We start from the raw sequence: 23,945 nt of genomic DNA on the forward strand, positions 1-23,945 counted from the left end.
CAGGATGTCAACCAATTCATAAAAAGGAAAGGTGCGTGAGGCATTATGAGAAGTCCTGAAAATGTGTTGGAAAGCCTAAAATCCAAGGCGTGTAACAAGAGTTACAAGTACGAGCGGTTATACCGCAACCTGTACAATCCACAATTCTATCTGCTGGCATATCAGCGGATACAGGCGAAACCAGGCAACATGACAGCCGGAACAGACGGCAAAACCATTGACGGAATGGGAATGGCAAGGATAAACGCCCTCATTGAAAAGATGCGGGATTTTAGTTATCAGCCTAACCCGGCAAGGAGAACGTATATCCCGAAATCCAATGGGAAAATGCGTCCTCTGGGGATACCGTCATTCGACGATAAACTGATACAGGAGGTGGTGCGGCTCATCTTAGAGAGTATTTATGAGCCAACCTTTAGCGACTATTCCCACGGTTTCCGTATAAACAGAAGCTGTCATACGGCACTCAAATATGTGCAGAAATATTTTACGGGGACAAAGTGGTTCGTTGAGGGAGATATAAAGGGCTGTTTTGACAACGTAGACCATCATGTGTTGATTGCTATTTTGCGAAAGCGGATTGCAGATGAACATTTCATCGGTCTGCTCTGGAAGTTCTTGAAAGCTGGATATATGGAGGATTGGAATTATCACAATACTTATTCCGGCACTCCGCAAGGCTCCATCATCAGCCCTATCCTTGCAAACATCTACATGAACGAACTGGATAGCTATATGGCAGAGTATGCAGAGAAATTCAACTGCGGAAACCGCCGTAAAATCAATCCTGCGTTCAAGAAGAAGCTGGATGTCTGCCGGGGGAAAGAACAAAGGCTTAAAAGAAATCTCTCTAAAATGAGCGAGGAAGAAAAAGAGGGCTTAATTGCAGAAATCCGGGAACTGCGGCGTAGTCTGAAATCTATGCCGTATAGCGACCAGATGGACGATAGCTATAAACGGATTTGCTATATCCGATATGCCGATGATTTCTTAATTGGAGTTATCGGCAGCAAAGAGGACGCAGAACAGATTAAACAAGATGTAGGCTGCTTTATCCGGGACAAACTCCATCTGGAAATGTCCGAGGAAAAGACATTGATTACTCATGGACACGACGCTGCGAAGTTCTTGGGATATGAGGTCACAATCGCCAAAGGCGAACACAACAAAAAGACCAAAACCGGGGCTACCAGACGGGTAAACAATGGAAAAGTCTTACTTTATGTTCCCCATGATAAGTGGGTAAAACGACTGTTCTCCTACAATGCCCTCAAGATTAAATACGACAAACAAAATGGAAACAAAGAGGTTTGGGAACCTGTCCGGCGCACTCGCCTGTTGCACTTGGACGATTTGGAAATCCTAAACCAATACAACGCAGAAATCCGTGGATTGTATAACTACTACCGACTTGCAAACAACGTGTCTGTACTCAATAACTTCTACTATGTAATGAGATACAGTATGCTCAAAACCTTTGCTGGAAAATATCGGACACGAATCAGCAGAATTATCCGCAAGTACCGTCAAGGGAAAGATTTTGTTGTGGAGTATCCGAAGAAAAACGGCAAGGTGGGAAAAGTGCTGTTCTACAATGACGGTTTCCGCCGGAATACCAAAGTAGAAAGCGGAAATCCCGATATAGTAGCACGAGCCGTTGAGAATTATGGACGCAACAGCCTGATTAAAAGACTGCAAGCGAACCAATGCGAGTGGTGCGGCGCAGAAAATGTGCCGCTTGAAATACACCATGTACGAAAACTCAAAGATTTAAGTGGCAGAAAACAATGGGAAATCGCCATGATTGGGCGTAAGCGCAAGACAATGGCACTCTGCGTCTACTGTCACGATAAGTTACACGCTGGGAAATTAGACTGACATCTGGAGAGCCGGATACGCTGAGAGGTGTAAGTCCGGTTCGGAGGGGAGTTCTCGGAAACCTACCATAGCAATATGGCAAGGCGCCGGGTTCTTACCCTACTCCTGACCAGCCTTGCGCCGATTCCCTTCGCCACCTTTGGAAATCGGGAGCAGAGCCAGATTGGCCAGAATTATCTGCGCTCCCTTTTGGCGCTGGGATTTCAGGGATTCCTCATTATGATCTGTGTGGGAATTTATGCGGTACTGATCCAGTCGATAGCTTTTTCCGACAATATCATTTCCTCCATCTGGGGAGCCATGGGCTATACGGTCCTTCTGGTGTTTACCCTGTTTAAAACCGGGGCAATCGCCCGCAGCGTGTTCAATGCGCATTAGAAAGAGGTGATGAAAATAGCAGCTTATGTATCGGTTCCGCGTGATTTGACGCGGGTGAAATCGAAAATCCTGTTTGGGCTGACCAGGCGTCAGCTCATTTGCTTTGGCGTGGCGGCGCTGATTGGAGTGCCGTCTTTCTTTCTGCTCCGGCAGACGGGAAATACCAGCCTTGCGGCCATGTGCATGATTGTGATCATGCTGCCGCTGTTCTTTCTCGCCATGTATGAGCGGGATGGTCAGCCTCTGGAGGTGATTGCGAAGCATTTCATCGAGGCACGCATGATCAGGCCGAGAATACGGCCCTATGAGACAGATAACTACTATTCCGCTCTTTTGCGGCAGTATCAGGTTGAGAGGGAGGTACAGCAGATTGTTTGGAAAAAAGAAAGTGAAGCGCGATGTGAAAATGCCGCCTCATCTGACTCCAAAGGAGCAGAAGCAGGTAAAAGCAGTTGTGGAAGCGGCGCGTAGGGATAATGGCGTCCCCCGTACCGCACAGCAGTCCATCCCGTTTCAGCGGATGTTCCCGGACGGAATCTGCCGGGTAAGGGACAACTACTACACAAAGACAATCCAGTTTCAGGATATCAACTACCAGCTGGCCCAGCAGGAGGATAAAACGGCGATTTTTGAAGAGTGGTGTGGATTTTTGAACTTTTTCGACAGTTCCATCCACTTCGAACTTTCCTTTATGAATATGGCGACGGATGCGGAAAGCTTTGAACAATCGATCCGGATTCCCTTCCGGAAGGACGAATTTAATCCGGTCCGCTCCGAGTACAGCCAGATGCTCAGACAGCAGCTGGCACGAGGCAATAACGGCCTGACCAAAACGAAGTTTTTGACTTTTGGGATCGAGGCGGATTCCATGAAGCAGGCAAAGCCCAGGCTGGATCATGTGGAGACGGACCTGTTAAACAATTTCCGGCGTCTGGGCGCTTCTGCCAGGGTACTGGATGGAAAGGAACGGCTGCACCTGATGCATTCCATGTTCCACATGGGGGACGATGACAAATTCTTCTTTGAGTGGAAATGGCTGGTGGAATCCGGTCTGTCCGTGAAGGATTTTATTGCGCCCTCTTCCTTTGCTTTCCCCAAAGGACGGATTTTCCAGATGGGGAATCTGTACGGGGCCATGTCGTTTCTTGCCATAACAGCCTCCGACATTTCTGACCGGATGCTGGCGGATTTCCTGAACATGGATTCCAGCCTGATTGTCTCCATGCACCTGCAGTCGGTGGATCAGACGGCGGCGATTAAGACAGTTAAGCACACTATTACGGAGCTTGACCGTTCCAAAATCGAGGAGCAGAAAAAGGCTGTCCGGGCCGGATATGATATCGACATCATTCCCAGCGATCTGGCCACTTATGGCAAGGACGCAAAAGCGCTTCTGAAGGAGCTGCAGAGCCAGAACGAGCGGATGTTCCTGATTACCTTCCTCGTGATGAACACGGGACGCACTGAGCAGGAGCTGGAGAACAACGTATTCCAGGCACAGAGCATCGCACAGAAGCATAACTGCAACCTGCGGCGGCTGGATTACCAGCAGGAGCAGGGCCTGATGAGCAGCCTGCCCCTTGCTCAGAACCTGATCGAGATTCAGCGGGCGCTGACCACCAGCTCCACGGCGATCTTTGTACCCTTTACCACGCAGGAGCTGTTTCAGGACGAGCCGGGAGCCTTGTATTATGGGCTGAACGCCCTCTCCAACAACCTGATTATGGTGGATCGGAAGAAACTGAAAAATCCCAACGGCCTGATTCTCGGAACGCCCGGCTCCGGCAAGAGCTTTTCAGCGAAGCGCGAGATCACCAATGCCTTTCTGGTAACGGACGATGATGTGATTATCTGCGATCCCGAGTCGGAATATACCGCACTGGTGACAAAGCTGAAGGGGCAGGTGATTAAAATTTCACCTTCCAGCAGCCAGTATATCAATCCCATGGATATCAATTCCAACTACTCAGAAGAGGACAATCCCATCGCCCTGAAAGCGGATTTTATTCTTTCCCTGTGCGAGCTTGTGGTGGGCGGAAAGGACGGCCTCCAGCCTGTGGAAAAGACGGTTATTGACCGCTGCGTCCATCAGATTTATCAGAAGTATTTCAACGATCCCAGACCGGAAAATATGCCGATTCTTCAGGATTTGTATGAAGCGCTTCTGAAGCAGGAGGAAAAGGAAGCTCATCATGTGGCGACTGCCCTTGAAATCTATGTCACAGGTTCTCTGAACCTGTTCAATCACCGGACAAATGTGGACATTGAAAACCGTCTGGTCTGCTATGACATTAAGGAGCTGGGAAAGCAGATGAAGAAAATCGGGATGCTTGTGGTACACGATCAGGTCTGGGGGCGTGTCACTGCCAACCGGAGCGCCGGGAAAACTACCTGGTATTATATGGACGAATTCCACCTCCTTCTCCGGGAGGAGCAGACAGCGGCATATTCGGTGGAAATCTGGAAGCGGTTCCGGAAATGGGGCGGCATTCCCACAGGTATCACTCAGAATATTAAGGATCTCCTGGCAAGCCGGGAGGTGGAGAATATTTTTGAGAACAGTGATTTCATCTATATGCTGAATCAGGCTGCCGGAGACCGGGCGATTCTGGCGAAGCAGCTGAACATCTCGCCCCACCAGCTTTCCTATGTAACCCATTCCGGCGAAGGGGAAGGACTGCTGTTTTATGGAAATGTGATTCTGCCCTTTGTGGATCGGTTCCCCACAGACCTGGAACTGTACCGGATCATGACCACCAAATTGTCCGAGGTATCCGGAAATGACAGAAAGCAGGCATAGAGCGGCTGGAAAGGAGGAAGGAGCGGATGAAAAAAGAAACTACGCGGCTACATTTTTCCGGGGAAGACTTGGAGAATGCAGCCGTTTCCCGCGCTGCAGGGAAAGCGGAACGGGCGGCTGACAGGGCGGACGCGGCGAAAGCCCGTCTTCCCACCAAAGGCAAGCTGAGGGACGAGAAGGAAAAGACAGCTTTCTATGGAGAACAGCTCCGTTTTGGAAAGAAGGATTTTTCAGGTGCCGGGGAAGAGATTGTCTCACCGGGAAGGACCACAGGCCGCTCTGCCCTCCATGCGGCTGCCGGAATGCTCAGTGCGCGGGCACACCGTGAGATCGCGGAACATGAGAATGACAATGCAGGCGTACAGGCCGCTCACCAGAGTGAAGCGTTTATGGAGGGGACAGGGCGGGCTATTGATCACGCCAGCTACAGCCGGAAGTTGAAAAACTACCGGAAGGCGGTCAGGCTGGAAAAGAAGGCGGATAAAGCCAATGTGGAAGCATTATTTCAGAAAAGCATGGCGGACAATCCGGAAGCTGCGTCTAATCCCCTCTCCCGCTGGAAACAGCGTCAGGAGATCAAAAAGCAGTACGCGGCGACAAAGTCTGCCGGCAGCACAGCAACCGGGGCAAAATCAGCGGGCGGTACTGCAAAGGGGACGAAGAAAGCCACCAAAGGAGCCGGGACGTTATTGGAACGGCTCAAAGAATTTGCGGTTCAGCACTCCCATGCCTTATGGCTGGTGCTGATTTTTGCGTTCCTGCTCATGATGATTTCCGGGATGTTCTCTTCCTGCTCAGCCATGCTGGAGGGAGGTTCGGTATCAATTCTGGGAACTTCCTTCACAGCGGAGGACGAGGATATTATCGGCGCGAATGAGGATTACAGGGCATTGGAGGAAGAACTGCGAAGACAGCTTGACCGGATTGAAACAGACCATCCCGGATATGACGAATACCGCTATCAGTTGGATGAGATTAACCACAATCCTTACGAACTGACGGCTTATCTGACCGTAACCTTTGAGGACTATACCAGAGCAGAGGTGCAGTCTGCCCTGCGGGAGTTGTTCCAGAGGCAGTACACGCTGACACTGAGGGAGGAAGTGGAAGTCCGGACACGCACTGAGACACACACCCACACTTCCACAGATCCGGAGACAGGGGAAACTACGGAGGAAGAATATGAGGTAGAGGTGGAATACAACTACTATATTCTCCATGTGACACTGACCAATCACAGCCTTGGATCGGCCATAGAAGCAGGCGGGCTTAGTGCGGATCAGCAGGAACGGTATGAGATTCTCCTGCAGACGAAGGGAAACCGTCCTTACCTGTTCGGCGATGACATTTACGCCAACTCATCCGGGGAATATCTGGACTATGATATTCCGGGAGAGGCCCTGACAGATGAAAAGTTTGCCAATATGATCCGGGAAGCGGAAAATTATCTGGGAATGCCTTATGTCTGGGGAGGAAGTTCCCCTGCCACCAGCTTTGACTGTTCCGGTTTTGTCTGCTGGGTTATCAACAACTGCGGGAATGGCTGGAATGTGGGGAGGACAACAGCGAATGGGCTGATGAGCAGCTGTGATATTATTCGCGCCAGCGAGGCGCAGCCGGGCGATCTGATCTTTTTCCAGGGAACCTATGATACGGCGGGGGCTTCCCATGTGGGTATTTATGTTGGAAACGGAATGATGATCCACTGCGGAAATCCGATTTCCTATGCCTCAATAGAAACAAATTACTGGCAGTCTCACTTTTATTGTTATGGCAGAATCCGCTGATTCTGCCGGGAAAGGAGAAATAATGGGGGTAAAACTTGAAAAGATCGGTACTGATCTGGAAAAAGCTCGGAAGAAACGGGCGGAATGGGATGCGAAGGTCAAAGACCTGGAGCGGCGGTACCGGGAAGAGGAAAATACCGAGATCCATGAAATGGTTCATGCGGCCAACCTGACTCCGGAACAGCTTGCAGAGCTGATCCGAAAGTCTGCAGCGTTCATGCCGCAGGTAATGGCTGAGGAAGTGAAGGAGGATGGACAGTATGACGAGTAAAATGCGGATGACGGCGGCATTTCTAGCGGCAGCTTTGTGTATGACCGTATTTCCGGTTACGGTTCTTGCCGCCGGGACAGAGACAAAAGAGTTGGTGGAGACGGAGGATTCGTCTGTATCGGAAACCGAAGAGACTGTCGAGGAAGCGGAAACGGTCGCTGGCGAAAGGGACATTGACGAAGAAACTCTGAAGAATCTTTTAGGAGACTCTTTGGAGATCACGGTGACAGAAGACGGCATTGTGATTGGTGGCGGAGAATTAGCGAAGGAAAGCCAGGATGATTCTACCGGGGAAGGAACGAAAAGCTCCCAGGTGGGGATTGTCACAACCAATGGCGGAGAGCTGAACGTCCGCACTGGCGCGGGAATGGAAAACACTGCTTTCGCCCAGCTGCCGAACGGCACCGAAGTGGAGGTACTCGGCAGAAATGGCGACTGGGCCGAGATTCTTCTGCCAGAGAGAGTCGGCTATGTGTATGGCAGTTACCTGACCATTCAGGCAGATGGAGAAATCGACGGTGATTTTACTCTGTCATTCAGTGAGGAAGAATTGTCCCAGCTGATGGAGCTGTTTATGAGCGGTGTTTTCAACCTGAATCAGACAGACGGCAATGCTTTTACGCCGGACGGAAATCTGACGCTGGTAGACGACCTGGGCGGCATCACAAAAACGGGGAAGCAGTTCATCACTTTGGTCACGAAGAACGGGAACTACTTTTATCTGATTATTGACCGGGACGATGAGGGGAACGAAACGGTACACTTCCTGAACCAGGTGGACGAGGCGGATCTGCTGTCGCTGATGGATGAAGAGGAGGCAGCGCAGTATCAGACGCCGGAAGAGCCAGAAGAGACTCCGATTCCTGAAACACCTGAGCCAGAGGAAGAAAGTCCAGAAACGGAGGATGTGAATATGGAAGCAGAAACAAAAAAATCTGTGAATCTCCTGCCTGTGGCACTGCTGTCCCTGGCGTTGCTCGGCGGCGGTGCGGCCTATGGCTGGATGAAGCTGAAGGGAAAGAAAAAGGAACAGGCAAAACCTGATCCTGACGCAGACTATGAGGAAGATTTGGATGAATATGGCTTCCCGGAAGATGACGAAGGGGAATTCTCTGAGGAGGAAGAAGAGGAAGAGTCCGGGGATGCAGAAGCTCCGGAGGATGATGAGCTGATGTGATGAAGTTTGAGGGCGGCTTTAAGCTGCCCTACATAAGGCAGCGGATCATACTTTTATCCGCTTTGCTTCCGGGTTATACTGTTTCTGTAACCAGTTGCGAGAAGCGATGCCGTCAGACGGCAGAAATGGAGGATACTTATGGGAGCAAAGAAAAAGGAAATGGAACGGCTGGTAAAGATTTTTATCGGATGCATTGAGCAGCATGAGAATTATGAATTGCTGTATTCAAAGAAACTGGACTGCTATCTTCTTCTGGAACTGAATTCTTACAGGAAAGATGTGGAAGCTGTAGGCTGCTATTATGAACCGAAGGAGTTTTGTCAGAAAATGTTCGAGATTATTGCTCAGGACGCATTTGCACTTTCAGAATTTGAGCATGACGAGCCGGATGAGCAGGAACAGGCGGAAATGAAGCGGTCGCTGGGAATTTATACAGACCAGCTTCCGGAATATAAGTTTTTGGCGGATGAGGTGTTGGAGGGGTATGGCGTAGGGTGAACTGACGGGGAGCAAGCGAAAGATTTATGGTTCCAGGTGGTGATCTAGGGCTGTTTACCCAAAGAGGCTTATGATATAATGGAAAAAGTAGATCGCAATTAAATGACCAATTTGGGGAAGTGCTATATTATAAGGTTAAAGAGCTACTAAGGGAATAAAATTATATCTTTAAAAGCGAGGATAAAAATAAGACTATGATAATATCTGAATTAAAAGTTTATAACTTCCGCCGATTCAAAGCGGTAGATGGCGCTCCTGGCTTACATATCACTTTTCATGAAGGACTAAATGCCCTGATTGGAGAGAATGATTCTGGAAAAACTGCAGTAATTGATGCGCTTAAGCTAGTTTTGTTAACACAGAGCAATGAGTATATTAGACCAGTAGATGAGGATTTCTATAAGCCTATTAATGGCGATGCTTGTTCTGAATTTAAGATTGATTGTACGATTACAAAGTTTACTCAGAATGAAGCAAAGAACTTTATTGAGTATTTGAAATTCAAAAAGAACGGTGAAGAAATTGAATATACGCTCGAACTTCATTATCGTGCATGGAAAGAGGGACACAAAATCTTTCAGGAGTTGCGAGTGGGCGATGTAGATGACAGCATTTCGATTGACGGAAAGGCAAGAGACTTGTTGAAAGCGGTTTATTTGAAGCCACTCCGGGACGCTGAACGTGAGATGAGTTCTGGACGGGGTTCAAGAATTTCACAGATTCTGCTTAATCACCCTGTTTTCAAAGATAAAAAGGAACATGCCATTCGGGATATTTTTCAAGACGCAAACAAGAAGATAGAGAATTACTTCACGAATGATGAAGAAGGAAGACATATTCTCCAAACAATTCGTGATAATTTAGAAGCGTTTAATGACAAAGGACAAGCCAGCAGTGCAGAGCTGAAAACATCAGATATTCAACTTAAGGCAATACTTGAATCCTTATCGCTAAATGCTCCGGAGATTAACCCAGGGTTGGGAGAATTGAATCTACTATTCATTGCAGCAGAATTATTACTACTTAAGGATGACACCGATGGAGGTATAAAGCTGGCACTTATTGAGGAATTAGAAGCCCACCTGCATCCACAAGCTCAGCTTCGATTGATCAGCTATCTTCAAAATGAATATAACGAGAATGATGTTCAAATTATTATATCTACGCATAGTCCAATCCTCGCCTCAAAAATTAACCTTAAGAATTTGATCCTAATGAAAGATGGTGTCGGATATGATTTAGCTGAAGGGATGACTGGACTGGAAAAAGGGGATTATCTGTTCCTTCAGCGTTTTCTTGATTCAACAAAAGCCAATTTATTCTTTGCTAAGGGTATCATCATGGTAGAAGGCGATGCAGAGAATATCCTAATTCCAGTAATTGCCGATATTCTTGGCTATCCGTTGGAGAAATATGGAGTATCTATTGTAAATGTTGGTAGTACAGCTTTTCTTCGGTACAGTAGAATTATGGTAAGGAAAGATGGACATAACATAGGAATTCCGGTTTCTGTAATTACAGATTGTGATGTGAAACCATATGATGTTGACCCAGTAACGAAGGAAAGGAAGTTCAATGAGAAAATATCGGAATCGGCGCAGGCTGAAAAGGAGAAGAATGATAAATACACTAACGGTTCAGTTCATGGATTCACTTCGCCAAGGTGGACGTTGGAGTATTGTATTGCTATGAGCAGTCTTTCAAAAGATTTCCATAAAGCAGTTCATTACGGAATGAAAATTTTGAATGCACGAGAATATATCTCACTAACCGATAAAAAAATCATCGAAGCAAATCAAGATGCTGAGAAAGAAACAAGGCAGTGGCATAATTTATCTCAGGCAGAAATTGCATACACGATGTATAACTTAATGCTCAATGAGGACGGAAAAAGCAGTTTAAAAGCAATTGTTGCACAGTGTTTAGCATCAATTTTGCGCTGGGAAATATCGGTAATACCCCCTGAACTTACACAAGAGAAAATGTTTGATCTTGATTTGTATGGTCTGAAAACGGATGAACATAAGAAATCGGAATTGAAATCCAAGCTTGAGAGCGATCAATTTCTAAATTATATAGTGAGCGCTATCAAGTATGCAGCGGGAGAAACCGTATAGATGAGGGGATTCTATGGTTGAATGGAAAATTTCAGATCAGGATATTGAATCAACGGAGAAGCTTCTTTTACCAGAAGGAGCACACTTTCCAGAAGATGCTAGGAATGTTATACGTTGTTGGCACTCAACCGATGTGGCGGCGTGTCCAGGTAGTGGTAAAACAACGGTTCTGCTCGCAAAATTGAAACTGTTAGCTGATAGGATGCCGCTTGAAAATAGTGCAGGAATTTGTGTCCTTTCACACACTAATGTTGCTGTGGATGAAATTAGAAAACGACTTGCAGGCTATGCTGACAAACTTCTTAGCTATCCAAATTATATTGGAACGATCCAGTCATTTGTCGATAGGTTTGTTACGATGCCATATCTACGAAATATTGTTGGTCGGAACGTACAAGCGGTTGACGATCTTACTTATGCGCAGCATATGGTAAACAAAATGCAGAATAGCAAGAAGTATATGGCTCTTGAGTTTGCAACAAAGAATAGTTTTGAAAGGAGCAATCAATTTACTGAGCGGCTTGAATTTATACAAGCATTATATATACGGAATGATGGTGCTCTTTGTGTAGAAAAACAGACAAAGGCATTGGCTGGTGCGGATAAACCCTCGTCCAAACAGTATAAAGCATTGATATTAGATCTCTTAAAAAATGAAGGTATAATGCGGTATCGTGATGCCTATTTATATGCCAAAACCGCTATAGAGGCTTTGCCCGAAACATATACGAATCTTTTTTCATTACGATTCCGGTATGTTTTTATCGATGAGTATCAGGATTGTGATAGTATTCAGCGACAAGCAATAAGCGCAATATTTAATCATTCAAAGTGTACAGTAATCAGAATTGGAGATTCAGATCAAGCTATTTATAACTCTTCGGAAAATAATACACCAGATTGGGTGCCTCAGGATGGTTTTTTACCTATCTTGACTTCATGCAGGTATAGCCAAGAAATTGCCAATGTGATTTGCAAACTAAAGAAAGATAACAAAAATATTGTTACTTTCTCTGGAAAGACTGGTGTTAAACCAGTGTTACTTATTTTTAGCCCTGAGAAAATCGATAGAGTGATTAGTGGGTTTATCAATGTTTTAGAGACTCACGGCCTCTATGATAATAAAGGTGTGTATAAAGCTATTGGTGCTGTTAAAAAGAAGGAGTCATCCGGGCTTAAAATAGGAAGCTATTGGTCAGGGTTTGACGGCTCTGCAAAAAGGCAGGATGAGTATAACTATTGGGCATTGATAGATGATATCATTACGAGTATGTTAGACGGGAATTTATACAAAACAGAACGCATTGTTCGTAAACTTTTATGTCGTATATTCCATTATGCTAAAATTAGACATCCTATATTTGAAAAAGAATATTCTGTAGCTACAATAAAAAAATTGCTTGATGATGAATATCGAGAAATATATCGTCAGTGGATTTATGAAATGTCCAGATTACAGAGTAGAGAGAGAGAAAATATTGATTGCATAGTGCGGCATAAAATATATGAGCTTTCGAGAGCCATGAACCTACATGTAGACGACATTTTTGACTGTTTACCAGCGCATTTTCTTGATAAGGTTACGGGAGTAAATCCGACGGAAAAAACCGAAAAAAATATATTCATTGATCCGATTAGAGGACGCAGAATAATATTTGATACAATTCATGGAGTTAAGGGTGAAACACATGACGCAACCCTTTACCTTGAAACTGATAGGAAAAGGGCATCAGATTTGAGTAGAATTCTTCCATATTATGGTGTGGGTAAACTTGGAAGTTCGGATTTATTTGATTATAGTCGCAAACTTGCGTATGTTGGTATGAGTAGGCCTAAGAAGCTGTTATGTGTGGCGATGCAGGCTAAAACCTATGAAAAAAGTAAAGGAGTATTTGATAATGATTGGGAAATCATCGATTTGAGAGAATAAGGGTTTATGTAATACTCAATAAGAACCATGGACAAGTGTGCATATTTCTTTGTAATGAATAGTATTTTCTTTACATAGCAGCCCCGGCCACCTCCGGGGCTGCTCTCTCATTCAGGAAAGGAGCGGATGCAGATTGAGCAAATTGGTTCTGGCCGAGAAGCCCTCGGTCGCACAGGCACTGTCGAAGGTTCTGGGAGCAACCAGACGCGGGGACGGCTATCTGGAAGGAAACGGCTATGTGGTGAGTTGGTGTGTCGGCCATCTGGTGGAGTTGGCTCCGCCGGAAGCATACGGTGACCAGTATAAGAAATGGCGTAAGGATGACCTGCCGATTTTCCCGGAGCCGTTTCAATATTGGGTTTCAGCGGCAACGAAAAAGCAGTTTGAAATCCTGAAAAAGCTGATGTCCCGTGAAGATGTGGAGAGCCTGGTCTGTGCGACAGATGCAGGGCGTGAAGGAGAGCTGATTTTCAGACTGGTCTATCATCAGTGCAGGTGCCGGAAGCCGTTTGAGCGGCTTTGGATTTCGTCCATGGAAGACAGCGCCATCCGCGAAGGATTTAAGCGCCTTCGACCATCAAAAGAATATGATGCTTTGTATGAAGCGGCCCTGTGCCGGGAGCGAGCCGACTGGATTGTCGGAATCAACGCTACTCGGCTTTTTTCATGCCTGTATGGAACAACGCTGAATACCGGACGAGTCATGTCCCCTACCCTTGCCATGGCCGTTGAGAGGGAAGCCGTGATTGCGGCATTCCAGCCGGAAACTTTCTATCAGGTACACCTTCACTTCGATGGTTTTACCGTATCCGGCGAGCGCATGGGAAATCGCGAGACGACAGATAGCCTTGCTGAAACCTGCCGGAAAGAAGGTTCAGCCAAAGTCGCAAAGATTACGCAGGCAGAGAAAAGTGAAAGACCTCCTGCACTTTATGATTTGACCAGTCTTCAGAGAGAAGCAAACCGGATACTTGGCTACACGGCACAGCAGACGCTGGACTACACACAGGCCCTTTACGAGAAAAAACTGGTCACGTATCCCAGAACGGACAGCAGGTATCTGACAGAAGATATGGCGGGAATGCTGCCGGAGCTTGTGGCTACAGCGGCAGCCGCGTGTTTCCCGGATGTTAGCGCTGTAATGGTGAATGCCGGACAGGTCGTCAACAACAAAAAAGTGACCGATCATCACGCTATCATCCCTACGAAAGAATTGCAGAAATACACTTTATCAGAGCTTCCGAAAGGGGAAGTGGAGGTTTTAAGGCTGATTGTTCAGCGCCTCCTGGCAGCTGTAAGTGAGCCCTGCAAAACAGCGGAAACTACAGCTGAAATTCTTTGCGGCAATGCGGCTTTCAAAGCAAAGGGGAAAACGGTTCTTTCTGCCGGATGGAAGGAAATTGAAGAGAAATGCAGTCCTAAAAAGAAAAAAGAGAAAGAGAACGTCCTGCCATCCATGAAGGATAACTGTACTCTTCCGCTGCTTTCCGCAGAGATAAAGGAGGGGAAGACCGTTCCGCCAAAGCATTTTACAGAAGATACGCTTCTGCAGAGCATGGAGACGGCTGGCGCGAATGAAATGCCGGATGAGGCAGAGCGTAAAGGGCTGGGAACTCCGGCTACCCGCGCTGGAATTATTGAAAAACTGGTACAGAAGGGATTTCTGGAGCGACAAGGGGATAAGAAGACCAGATATCTGATTCCCACGCAAAAGGGAGCTTCTCTCGTAAAAATCCTGCCGGAACAGATTCGGTCTCCTGCGATGACGGCGGAATGGGAAGAAAAACTTCTTCTGGTTGAACGCGGCGATTATCAGGCGGAAGATTTTATGAAGGAAATCTGTGAAATGATACGGGAACTGATAGACACTTATGAGGTTGTGAAAGGAGCCGATGTACTGATGCAGAAAAACGAAGTGATTGGAACCTGCCCTCACTGTGGGGCGGAAGTTGTCGGCCACAGTAAGGGCTGGTTCTGCTCCAACCGCGAGTGCCGTTTTGTCCTTTGGGCGGATAACGCCTATTTCAACAAAATCGGCAAGCGGATGACGAAACAGACTGCAGAAAAGCTGGTACGGGACGGACGTGTGAAGTTAAAGGACTGCAAGAGCCAGAAGACGGGAAAAAACTATAATGCCTCGGTATTACTGGAAACGGAAAATGACGGCAGACCGCGCTTTAAAATGGAATTTGAAAACGGGGGACAGAAATGAGCGAAGAAAAGAGGAAAACGGAAGCAGCTTTCCTGATTGATGACAAATCTTTTCTGCACTTGCAGGAAATTGAGGAAGGCTATTATTTTGTATTTTATGATAAAGCCAGTTATGAGAAACAGTACGATGGAGATATTTCCAGAGAAGACCTGCACTGCTGTCCCGTTAAAAATCCCATGGCTGCGGCCAGAATCCTGGCAGTAGAGGTCGCAGGATTTGATGGACTGAGGGCAGAAAGAGTGTCTCTCCGTATGCTGGAACCCTGCGTGGAATCGGGAATTCGCAGTCGAAGCCTCTGGGAGCCGGAAACACTGCCGAAACGGGATATCCGGTTCATTACTCCGGATTATAAAGAGAAGTTTCGTATTCCGGACGGCGGCACGATTGAAGTAGTGTATCCAGACAGGGCTTTCACGGCCAGGTGCCGGTTCCTTGATGAATATCACCTCACAGTATCCGGCTCCGTCTATCATATCTGTGAATATGCAGAAAAACTCAAGCTGTCAGGTGGAAGCTGCAGGCCGGAGGCAGAGCTGGACGCAGACAAAGGCTGCTGGAAAATAGGAAATGACCGTTATCTTGCCGTTCAATATTGTGATGACGGCTGGACTTATCTCCTGTTGAATGGTCAGTATTGCGAAATGGAAAAAGGTAAGCTGGAGAAGCCGGAATCCTCTCTCTTTGAAGCACGTGAGGAAGTTCTGGACAGCGTCGGCTTGGTTGATAAGACACGTTACCGGGCCGTATATGACGTGATTCTGGACAGAGCTGCAGAAATCAGGGAAAGAAACAGCGCAGGGAAAAGAAAATCGGCGGTGGAAAAGCTCAACGGCATGAAAAGAACCGGAGCAGAGTACCATTCTTCCAGTATAAAGCGCCGGGAGGAATCACGATGAGCCGCCGCTACCATCTGACACTGGCGGAGCAGGAAACGGTGATCCTGTGGGATAATGAGCTGGATACCGCCAGCGTTTACACCCATGACCAGCGTCTGATCAACAAGCTAAAAGCCCTCTCCGATAAATATCCTGATCAGTATAGACTGGAACGGTGCGGGCCGCAGCGGGCTGTGACCTATACCGTTCCGAAAAAGAGTATCGGGATACGGCCTCCTTATGGGGAAAGCCGCCGCCAGCGTGACATTGAGAATGCGAGGAAAAACGGGCTTCCTTTTATGAAGCCGTTGCGGGAGGAGAACGATGTCGAGGGATAAAATCGAGAAATGGGACGAGGTGAACGGGATTACTGCTCCAGAAAGAAATCTTGAAGCCTTTCTTGAGAGCAGTACGGACACCTATGTGATTTTGCAGCTGAGAGACAGCGAAGATACCAGGTACGAAAGATTTGCGTCTTACAGCGCATTGAAGAGGCAGGGAAAGGAACCGGAGATTGACCATTATGATGTGGTTTATCTGGCTCCGCTTCCGCCTTTTCAGGACAGAGACAGGATGCTTGAGCAGTTGTTTGTGAGATTCAATTTTAATCATCCGGCAGATTTCAGAGGGCACAGCCTTTCTGTCAGCGATATCGTAGCGCTCAACACTGGCGGAGAGGTATCCTGTCATTATGTGGATTCGGTCGGGTTCGTGGAGCTTCCGGGTTTCTTTTCCGGGAAAAATCATCTGCGGTCTGCCGAGGACAGTCTGGAGCAGAATGACAACAATCTGGACGGAGTGATAAACAATCTGCCTGACGAGCGGGCAGGCCGCAGCAGATCGGAGGAAAAACCTTCTGTATTGGAACAGTTGAAAGGTCTGCAGCCGCCTGGGCGGACTATGGCTCCACACCAGCCGACAGAGCGAAGCAGGGAGTGAGAATGTGGATTTTACGGGCGAAGAAAAAATATTGATGATGCTTTACAGCCCCGGAGACCGTCCGGGGCTGTATCAGGCCCTTGGGGAAATGCGCGGACAGCTTGAGCATGATGAAAAGGAATTGAGGGCTTTGACGGATCGGGTAATGGAAAAGCTGGAACAGATGACGGACGAGGATTTTGACCAGCTGGATCTTTATCCGGATATCTGAGACAGGGAGGAGGATGAGAATGGGAATTAAGGCGCGGCGCTATGCGGACATTCTGGCAGGCGCACCGGAATATGTGACAGGGCGGCAGGATGAGTGGAAAGCCTTTCTGACTACCGCTGCCAGAAATTATAAATATCCCTATTATGACCAGCTGATGATTTACCTGCAGCGCCCGGAAGCGACTGCCTGTGCGGAATATGATTTCTGGTTCGATACCATGCACAGGTATGTAAAACAGGGCGCAAAGGGGATTGCCCTGGTGGACAACGAAGGAGATTCGCCGAAGCTGCGGTATGTCTTTGATGTGGCGGATACCGGAGCCAGAAGCAATTCCCGCCCGGTCTGGCTCTGGCAGATGAAGGAAGAATACCAGAATCCGGTTATGGCTGCTCTGGAACGCACCTATGGCATCAGCGGGGAAAATCTGTCGCTGAAAGCACAGCTTGAACAGGTGGCAGACCGTCTGGCTGCTGACTACTGGATGGATTACGGCAGGCAGATCAGCAGCATCGTTGCGGATAGTTTCCTGGAAGAGTATGATGAATTTAACATAGGAGCTGCATTTCGGAAGGCTGCGCAGGCCAGCATTGCCTATACCCTCTCTGTCAGATGTACAGAAGAAGCAGAAAACCAGTTTGAACCGGAGGATTTCAAAGATGTTGCTGACTTCAACACCCGTCAGACAGCCGCTGCGCTGGGAACCGCTGTCAGCAGTATTTCCAGAGAGGTGTTCCGCGAAATTGAAAGGGCCATCCGGGATTATGAACGAACGAAAGCACAGGAAAGGAGCCAGGACTATGAGGAAAGAAATAGCATACAGACAGGAAGGGGATTATCTGCTTCCGGAGATCGAGTTGAACGTGACGATGGAGAAGCCTCTGGGCAAATACGGGAGAATGCGCAGAGCGTATTTGAAGGAGAACAATCCGATATTGTACAGCGATCTGGTGCTGACGGAGCAGCTGTTTCCCCATCTTCAGGAGATCGACGAGACAGCACACAGGAGATTGGAGCAGCTGATGAAGGAGCTTCTGGAGAAGAATTCGGCTCCGGACAAAAAGACGAACCAGATGGAGTGGGTACGTCACTTAAACAGCCTGAAAGCACAGGCGGAAGAGATAATACAGGTGGAGCTTATCAACAATTAAGCCTGTTTCCAACGGAAGCGGAGCAGATAGCAGCCACAGACCGTTTAGAACCAGCGGAGAGCGCAAAGCCCTCCGTTTTTTCTGTTCCTGAAGAAGAAATTGAGAGGATGCTTGCACAGGGGACCATGTTAAAAGGCGGAAAGCTGCGGATCAATGCGATTTATGCCGGAGAAACGGAACCGAAGGAACGGGTAAGGCTTATCAAGGAAGAATACGGCATAAGCGGCCATAGCTACCATTTCCTTGACGGAACGAAAGGCTTTGTGGATGCAGATGGAAAAGGAATCCGGGTCAGGAATTATGAGTATGACAGCGAAAGGCTGTTTCGCTGGACAGAAATAGAACAGCGCCTTGGCAAAATGATTCGTGAGAACCGATATCTGACTGCTGAGGAACAGGAATCTTTGCAGCCCGTTTCCGGTACAGAGTCAGCACAAATGTCTGAGGAACTTCCGGGGGAATTGCTTGAAGGCAGTGCTGAGCTGCCAGCGGCCGAATATGGAATTCCCCCTGCCCCTGTATCGGTAATTCCGGCCCAGAACTACCGGATTACAGACGAGCATCTGGGGGAAGGCGGACCGAAGGCAAAGTATGAGCGCAATGTGGCGGCTATCCGCGCCCTTTTCACATTGGAACAGGAAAACAGAAACGCCACGCCCGAAGAACAGTCTGTCCTTGCTCAGTATGTGGGCTGGGGCGGCCTGCCCGATGCCTTTGATTCGGAGAAAGCAGGCTGGGCGCGGGAATATCAGGAACTGAAAGACCTTCTGTCTGAGCAGGAGTATGAAATGGCAAGGGCAAGCACGTTGAACGCCCACTACACCAGCCCAACCGTAATCAAAGCGATTTATGAGGTAGTTGGCGGCATGGGCTTTACCTCCGGAAATATCCTGGAACCGTCTATGGGTGTGGGAAATTTCTTTGGCCTTCTCCCGGACGAAATGAGCAGCAGCCGTCTGTACGGTGTGGAGCTGGATTCCATCAGCGGGCGGATCGCACAGAAACTTTATCCCAATGCGGAGATTACTGTTGCCGGATTTGAGACTACGGATCGGCGGGACTTCTATGATCTGGCTGTCGGAAATGTTCCTTTTGGAAATTACAAGGTCTCGGATAAGCCCTATGACAAGCTGGGCTTTTCTATCCACAACTATTTTTTCGCCAAGGCGCTGGATCAGGTTCGGCCTGGCGGTATCGTGGCCTTCGTGACCAGCCGCTACACGATGGATTCCCAAAATTTGGATGCAAGGCGTTACCTGGCACAGCGGGCAGAGCTGCTGGGGGCAATCCGCCTTCCTAATAATGCCTTTAAAGCTAATGCAGGAACCGAGGTAGTCTCTGACATCATTTTTCTGCAGAAACGGGAACATCCCATTGATATTGAGCCGGAGTGGGTGCATCTGGGGCTTACACCGGAAGGGTTCCAGTTGAACAGCTATTTTGCGGAGCATCCGGAAATGATTCTGGGAAATCTTTCAATGGAAAATACCCAGTATGGCCGGAAGGAATGTACGGTTGAGCCGATTCTTGGCGCAGAGCTGGCAGAGCAGCTGCATCAGGCGGTGTCCCGGATTCACGGGCAGTATCAGGCTGCCGAGACGGTGCTTGCGGAAGGGGAAGACACGCCGCAGGTTATTCCGGCAGATCCGGGCGTTAAAAATTTTTCTTACACGATTGTGGACGAGGCGGTGTATTTCCGGGAAAATTCCGTCATGTGCCCGGTGGAATTAAATGAAACTGCCAAAGGCCGGGTACGGGGGCTGGTGGAGCTTCGCCAGACAGTTAATGAGCTGATAGACTATCAGATGGAGGACTATCCGGAGGAAGATATTCACGCAAAACAGCAGGAACTGGACACGCTCTATGATAAGTTTACTGCGGAGTACGGCTTGATCAATTCCCGCAGCAATGCCCAGGCATTTGCGGATGATTCTTCCTATTACTTGCTCTGTTCCCTGGAGAATATCAATGAGAACGGCGAGTTGGAAAGTAAGGCGGATATGTTTACGAAACGTACTATCCGCCCGGAACGCCATGTCACTCATGTGGACACGCCCAGCGAAGCCCTGGCTGTCTCCATCGGAGAACGTGGTAAGGTGGATCTTCCATTTATGGCGGAGCTTCTTGGTACACCCGGCGAGTACGAGGCTATTATGGAAGGATTAAGGGGAGTCATCTTCAAAGATCCTCTGTCTTCTGACCAGCCGGAAGCGGGCTGGCAGACTGCGGATGAGTACCTTTCCGGGAATGTCCGTGAGAAACTGCGGATTGCTCAGACAGCAGTCAAAAGTGACAGCGCCTTTACTGTCAATGTAGAGGCTCTGACGAAGGCACAGCCAAAGGATCTGGACGCTTCTGAGATTGATGTGCGCCTGGGAGCCACCTGGATTGAGGCAGAGGATATCCAGCGGTTTATGCAGGAAACATTTGAGACGCCATTTTATCTGTTCCGTTCCATTGAAGTGCATTACTCTCCCATTACCGCAGAATGGCAGATAAGCGGAAAAAGCGCAGTCAGCCGGAACAATGTGGCGGCTTATACCACTTATGGCACAGAACGTGCCAATGCCTACCGGATTCTGGAGGAGACGCTGAACCTGAAGGATATCCGGATTTATGACACGGTAGAAGATCCCAACGGCAAGGAGAAACGTGTCCTGAACAAGAAAGAGACGACATTGGCCCAGCAGAAACAGCAGGCCATAAAAGATGCGTTTCAGGATTGGATCTGGCGGGAACCGGAGCGCCGGGAGCGGCTGTGTAATCGCTATAATGAGCTGTTCAATGCTACCAGGCCCAGGGAGTATGACGGCAGTCATATCCATTTCGTCGGCATGAATCCAGATATTAAACTTCGGCCTCATCAGCGCAACGCCATCGCTCACGTGCTTTATGGGGGAAATGTTTTGTTGGCCCATGAGGTCGGCGCAGGAAAGACCTTTGAAATGGCTGCGTCTGCCATGGAATCCAAACGGCTGGGTCTTTGCCAGAAGTCTCTCTTTGTGGTGCCCAACCACCTGACGCTCCAGTGGGCCAATGAATTCCTCCGGCTGTATCCCAGCGCGAAATTGCTGGTAGCGTCCAAAAAGGATTTTGAGACTGCGAACCGGAAGAAATTCTGTGCCCGGATTGCTACCGGGGACTATGATGCGGTGATTATCGGACATTCTCAGTTTGAGAAGATTCCCATCAGCGCAGAACGCCAGGAACGGCTTCTCCGGGAGCAGATTGACGAGATTACCAATGCGTTGAGCGAGTTAAAATTCCAGAGAGGCGACAGCTTTACCATTAAGCAGATGGAAAAGACCAGAAAATCTCTGCAGGCAAGGCTGGATAAACTGCTGGGTGCAGACAGAAAAGACGATGTGATTACTTTCGAGCAGCTAGGTGTGGACAGGCTGTTTGTGGATGAGAGTCATGCGTTTAAGAACCTTTTCCTTTTTACAAAAATGCGCAATGTAGCGGGGCTTTCGACCTCCGAGGCGCAGAAATCACAGGATATGTTCCTGAAATGCCGCTATATGGATGAACTGACCGGAGGGCGCGGCGTGGTATTTGCCACAGGTACGCCCGTCAGCAACTCCATGACGGAGCTTTATACGGTCATGCGTTATCTTCAATATGGAACCCTTCGGCAGAAAGGTCTGACACATTTTGACTGCTGGGCGTCCACTTTTGGAGAGACGACTACCGCTATTGAGCTGGCTCCGGAGGGAACCGGATACCGGGCAAGGACGAGGTTTGCGAAGTTTTTTAATCTCCCGGAACTGATGGCCATGTTTAAGGAAGTCGCAGATATCAAAACCAGCGACCAACTGAACCTGCCAGTACCGGAGGCAAAATTTGAGACTGTGGTGGTTCAGCCTTCGGAGCACCAGCAGGCCATGGTGGCGGAACTGTCGGAACGGGCTGCGGCAGTCCACAGTGGTATGGTGGATTCTACTGTGGACAATATGCTTAAAATCACCTCTGACGGCAGGAAGCTGGGACTGGATCAGCGGCTGATGAATCCGCTGCTTCCGGATGATCCCGGAAGTAAAGTCAACGCCTGTGTTTCCAATGTACTGCGGATCTGGGAGGAGGGAAAAGAGGAACGGCTGACACAGCTTCTCTTCTGTGATCTCTCCACGCCGAAGAATGACGGCACCTTCAATGTCTATGACGATATCCGCTCCAAACTGATTGCGGCGGGTGTGCCGGAGCAGGAAGTGGCCTTTATCCATACGGCAGATACCGAAGCGAAAAAGAAAGAATTATTCGCCAAAGCGCGAAGCGGCCAAGTCCGGATTCTCATGGGCAGCACACAGAAAATGGGGGCCGGAACCAATGTGCAGGACAGGCTGATCGCCGTCCATCATCTGGATGTGGGCTGGCGGCCTTCCGATATGACTCAACGTAATGGCCGTATCATCCGGCAGGGAAACCAGAATAAAGAAGTGCAGATTTATCAGTATGTGACGGAGAAAACTTTTGACGCTTATCTCTTTCAGACTCTTGAAAATAAGCAGAAATTTATCAGCCAAATCATGACGTCCAAATCTCCGGCCCGTTCCTGCGACGACGTGGATGAGCAGGCACTCTCCTATGCCGAGATAAAAGCCTTATGCGCCGGAGATCCGCAGATTAAAGAAAAAATGGATCTGGATATTGAAGTGGCCCGGCTGAAGGTGCTGAAAGCAGACCACATGAGCCAGCATTTCCGGCTGGAAGACCGTCTGCTGAAATACTTTCCGGCGGAGATTGAAAAGAGCCAGGAAATAATCCGGGGACTGACTGCGGATATCCAGACTGCCGCGTCTCATCCCCATCCGGCAGACGGCTTTGCGGGTGTGAAAATCGGCGATGCAGTCTTTACGGAAAAAACCGATGCCGGGAAAACAATCATTGAGGCGTGCCGGAACCTGAAAGGTGACGGGCCGGTTCCTCTGGGGGAGTATCGAGGATTTTCCATGGAGCTTTGTTTTAATGCCTTTTCTAAGGAATTTGAAGTGATCCTGAAGGGAACCTTAAGCCACAAAGTAACTCTTGGAGAAGACGCGAGGGGCAATCTCATCCGGATGGACAATGCTTTGTCCGGGCTTTCGGGCAGACTGGAACGGGTGCAAAATGAGCTAATGAATCTGGAAAATCAGCAGAATGCCGCCAGGGAAGAACTGCAGAAGCCCTTTCCACAGGAACGGGAGCTTGCGGAGAAATCAGCCAGACTGGCGGAGCTGGACGCGGCGCTGAATATGGATGATTCCCATCCAGAAGCCGAACACATTTCAGATGAGCAGGAGCTAGTGAGACGGCCATCTGTGCTTGCAGATTTAAAATCCAGGGCGGGATATTCTCCGATACCGAAGCGAGAAACAGAAAGGGAGGAGGCTGTGCTGTAATGGAGAAAAAGGATCAGGAGCTGCATTTCTTTGTGACGAAAAGCGATCAGGAACGAATCCATCAGAAAATGGCTGAGATGGGGATACACAGTAAAAGCGCGTATCTCCGAAAAATGGCACTGGACGGTTACTGCGTGAAGCTGGATCTGCAGGATGTGAAGGAACTGGTTTCTCTCCTGCGCCGCTGCAGCAACAACCTGAATCAATACGCAAAACGGGCTAATGAGACGGGAAGCATTTATCAGGAAGACATCCGGGATCTGCAGGCGCGGCTGGATGAAATCTGGCAGTGCGCCAGGGAACTGCTCTCCCGTCTCGCATCGATCCGATAAGCCCTTTTGTAAAC

The 23,945-nt window shown here is 48.5% G+C and carries 16 protein-coding genes and 2 pseudogenes; all 18 read left to right on the forward strand.

From position 1 onward, the window contains the following. The first annotated feature begins 45 nt into the window (after window positions 1-45). Window positions 46-1,878: a reverse transcriptase/maturase family protein gene (locus B5G00_RS06570; protein WP_042958109.1), complete on the forward strand. Its 1,833-nt coding sequence runs from the start codon at window positions 46-48 to the stop codon at window positions 1,876-1,878. A gap of 102 nt (window positions 1,879-1,980) precedes the next feature. Further along, window positions 1,981-2,256: pseudogene (locus B5G00_RS06575) on the forward strand (VirB6/TrbL-like conjugal transfer protein, CD1112 family); the annotation flags it as partial. Between the two features lie 9 nt (window positions 2,257-2,265). After that, window positions 2,266-2,727, forward strand: a complete 462-nt coding sequence (locus B5G00_RS06580; protein ID WP_442856320.1) for a PrgI family protein — start codon at window positions 2,266-2,268, stop codon at window positions 2,725-2,727. Beyond that, window positions 2,663-5,056: a VirB4-like conjugal transfer ATPase, CD1110 family gene (locus B5G00_RS06585; protein ID WP_087270357.1), complete on the forward strand. Its 2,394-nt coding sequence runs from the start codon at window positions 2,663-2,665 to the stop codon at window positions 5,054-5,056. The genes B5G00_RS06580 and B5G00_RS06585 overlap by 65 nt, the downstream gene beginning before the upstream one ends. A 26-nt stretch (window positions 5,057-5,082) precedes the next feature. Next, window positions 5,083-6,843 (forward strand): C40 family peptidase, encoded by a 1,761-nt coding sequence (locus B5G00_RS06590; protein ID WP_087270359.1) that lies wholly within the window; start codon window positions 5,083-5,085, stop codon window positions 6,841-6,843. 22 nt (window positions 6,844-6,865) lie between these two features. Beyond that, entirely contained in the window at window positions 6,866-7,114 is a 249-nt protein-coding gene (locus B5G00_RS06595; protein WP_087270362.1) for a DUF4315 family protein, read from the forward strand. Beyond that, window positions 7,104-8,291, forward strand: coding sequence for a CD1107 family mobile element protein (locus B5G00_RS06600; RefSeq protein WP_242971303.1), 1,188 nt, complete (start codon window positions 7,104-7,106; stop codon window positions 8,289-8,291). The genes B5G00_RS06595 and B5G00_RS06600 overlap by 11 nt, the downstream gene beginning before the upstream one ends. A 138-nt stretch (window positions 8,292-8,429) precedes the next feature. Continuing rightward, entirely contained in the window at window positions 8,430-8,789 is a 360-nt protein-coding gene (locus tag B5G00_RS06605; protein WP_087270368.1) for a hypothetical protein, read from the forward strand. A 194-nt stretch (window positions 8,790-8,983) separates the two neighbouring features. Beyond that, window positions 8,984-10,906 (forward strand): ATP-dependent nuclease, encoded by a 1,923-nt coding sequence (locus B5G00_RS06610; RefSeq protein WP_087270371.1) that lies wholly within the window; start codon window positions 8,984-8,986, stop codon window positions 10,904-10,906. Window positions 10,907-10,919: 13 nt separating this feature from the next. Beyond that, window positions 10,920-12,836 carry a UvrD-helicase domain-containing protein gene (locus B5G00_RS06615; protein ID WP_087270374.1) on the forward strand — a complete coding sequence of 639 codons (1,917 nt, stop codon included), beginning with the start codon at window positions 10,920-10,922 and terminating at the stop codon, window positions 12,834-12,836. Window positions 12,837-12,969: 133 nt separating this feature from the next. Next, a complete protein-coding gene (locus tag B5G00_RS06620; protein WP_087270377.1) occupies window positions 12,970-15,048 on the forward strand; it encodes a DNA topoisomerase 3 in 2,079 nt (692 codons plus the stop codon). After that, window positions 15,045-15,944, forward strand: coding sequence for an LPD16 domain-containing protein (locus B5G00_RS06625; RefSeq protein ID WP_087270381.1), 900 nt, complete (start codon window positions 15,045-15,047; stop codon window positions 15,942-15,944). Before B5G00_RS06620 ends, B5G00_RS06625 begins: the two co-directional genes overlap by 4 nt. Next, window positions 15,941-16,261, forward strand: a complete 321-nt coding sequence (locus tag B5G00_RS06630; protein ID WP_087270384.1) for an immunoglobulin — start codon at window positions 15,941-15,943, stop codon at window positions 16,259-16,261. The genes B5G00_RS06625 and B5G00_RS06630 overlap by 4 nt, the downstream gene beginning before the upstream one ends. Further along, window positions 16,248-16,862, forward strand: a complete 615-nt coding sequence (locus tag B5G00_RS06635) for a YodL domain-containing protein (protein WP_087270387.1) — start codon at window positions 16,248-16,250, stop codon at window positions 16,860-16,862. Before B5G00_RS06630 ends, B5G00_RS06635 begins: the two co-directional genes overlap by 14 nt. Window positions 16,863-16,866: 4 nt before the next feature. Continuing rightward, on the forward strand, window positions 16,867-17,073 hold the full coding sequence (locus B5G00_RS06640; protein ID WP_087270391.1) for a transposon-transfer assisting family protein: 207 nt from the start codon (window positions 16,867-16,869) through the stop codon (window positions 17,071-17,073). A gap of 797 nt (window positions 17,074-17,870) precedes the next feature. Then, a complete protein-coding gene (locus B5G00_RS19285; RefSeq protein ID WP_242971304.1) occupies window positions 17,871-18,221 on the forward strand; it encodes a TnpV protein in 351 nt (116 codons plus the stop codon). Window positions 18,222-18,754: 533 nt separating this feature from the next. Next, window positions 18,755-23,599 (forward strand): annotated as a pseudogene (locus B5G00_RS19930) (SNF2-related protein); the annotation flags it as partial. Further along, window positions 23,599-23,931, forward strand: a complete 333-nt coding sequence (locus B5G00_RS06650; protein WP_022344706.1) for a plasmid mobilization protein — start codon at window positions 23,599-23,601, stop codon at window positions 23,929-23,931. The pseudogene B5G00_RS19930 and the gene B5G00_RS06650, both read left to right, overlap by 1 nt. The last annotated feature ends 14 nt before the right edge of the window (window positions 23,932-23,945 follow it).

The sequence above is a fragment of the Blautia sp. An46 genome (genome assembly GCF_002161645.1).
GTDB lineage: Bacteria > Bacillota > Clostridia > Lachnospirales > Lachnospiraceae > Blautia > Blautia ornithocaccae.

Coding starts and splice junctions, on each gene's coding strand:
- B5G00_RS19285 (WP_242971304.1), top strand. CDS start 17,871: ATGAGGAAAGAAATAGCATACAGACAGGAAGGGGATTATCTGCTTCCG.
- B5G00_RS06600 (WP_242971303.1), top strand. CDS start 7,104: ATGACGAGTAAAATGCGGATGACGGCGGCATTTCTAGCGGCAGCTTTG.
- B5G00_RS06650 (WP_022344706.1), top strand. CDS start 23,599: ATGGAGAAAAAGGATCAGGAGCTGCATTTCTTTGTGACGAAAAGCGAT.
- B5G00_RS06595 (WP_087270362.1), top strand. CDS start 6,866: ATGGGGGTAAAACTTGAAAAGATCGGTACTGATCTGGAAAAAGCTCGG.
- B5G00_RS06630 (WP_087270384.1), top strand. CDS start 15,941: ATGAGCCGCCGCTACCATCTGACACTGGCGGAGCAGGAAACGGTGATC.
- B5G00_RS06635 (WP_087270387.1), top strand. CDS start 16,248: ATGTCGAGGGATAAAATCGAGAAATGGGACGAGGTGAACGGGATTACT.
- B5G00_RS06625 (WP_087270381.1), top strand. CDS start 15,045: ATGAGCGAAGAAAAGAGGAAAACGGAAGCAGCTTTCCTGATTGATGAC.
- B5G00_RS06610 (WP_087270371.1), top strand. CDS start 8,984: ATGATAATATCTGAATTAAAAGTTTATAACTTCCGCCGATTCAAAGCG.
- B5G00_RS06585 (WP_087270357.1), top strand. CDS start 2,663: ATGCCGCCTCATCTGACTCCAAAGGAGCAGAAGCAGGTAAAAGCAGTT.
- B5G00_RS06615 (WP_087270374.1), top strand. CDS start 10,920: ATGGTTGAATGGAAAATTTCAGATCAGGATATTGAATCAACGGAGAAG.
- B5G00_RS06590 (WP_087270359.1), top strand. CDS start 5,083: ATGAAAAAAGAAACTACGCGGCTACATTTTTCCGGGGAAGACTTGGAG.
- B5G00_RS06605 (WP_087270368.1), top strand. CDS start 8,430: ATGGGAGCAAAGAAAAAGGAAATGGAACGGCTGGTAAAGATTTTTATC.
- B5G00_RS06570 (WP_042958109.1), top strand. CDS start 46: ATGAGAAGTCCTGAAAATGTGTTGGAAAGCCTAAAATCCAAGGCGTGT.
- B5G00_RS06580 (WP_442856320.1), top strand. CDS start 2,266: ATGAAAATAGCAGCTTATGTATCGGTTCCGCGTGATTTGACGCGGGTG.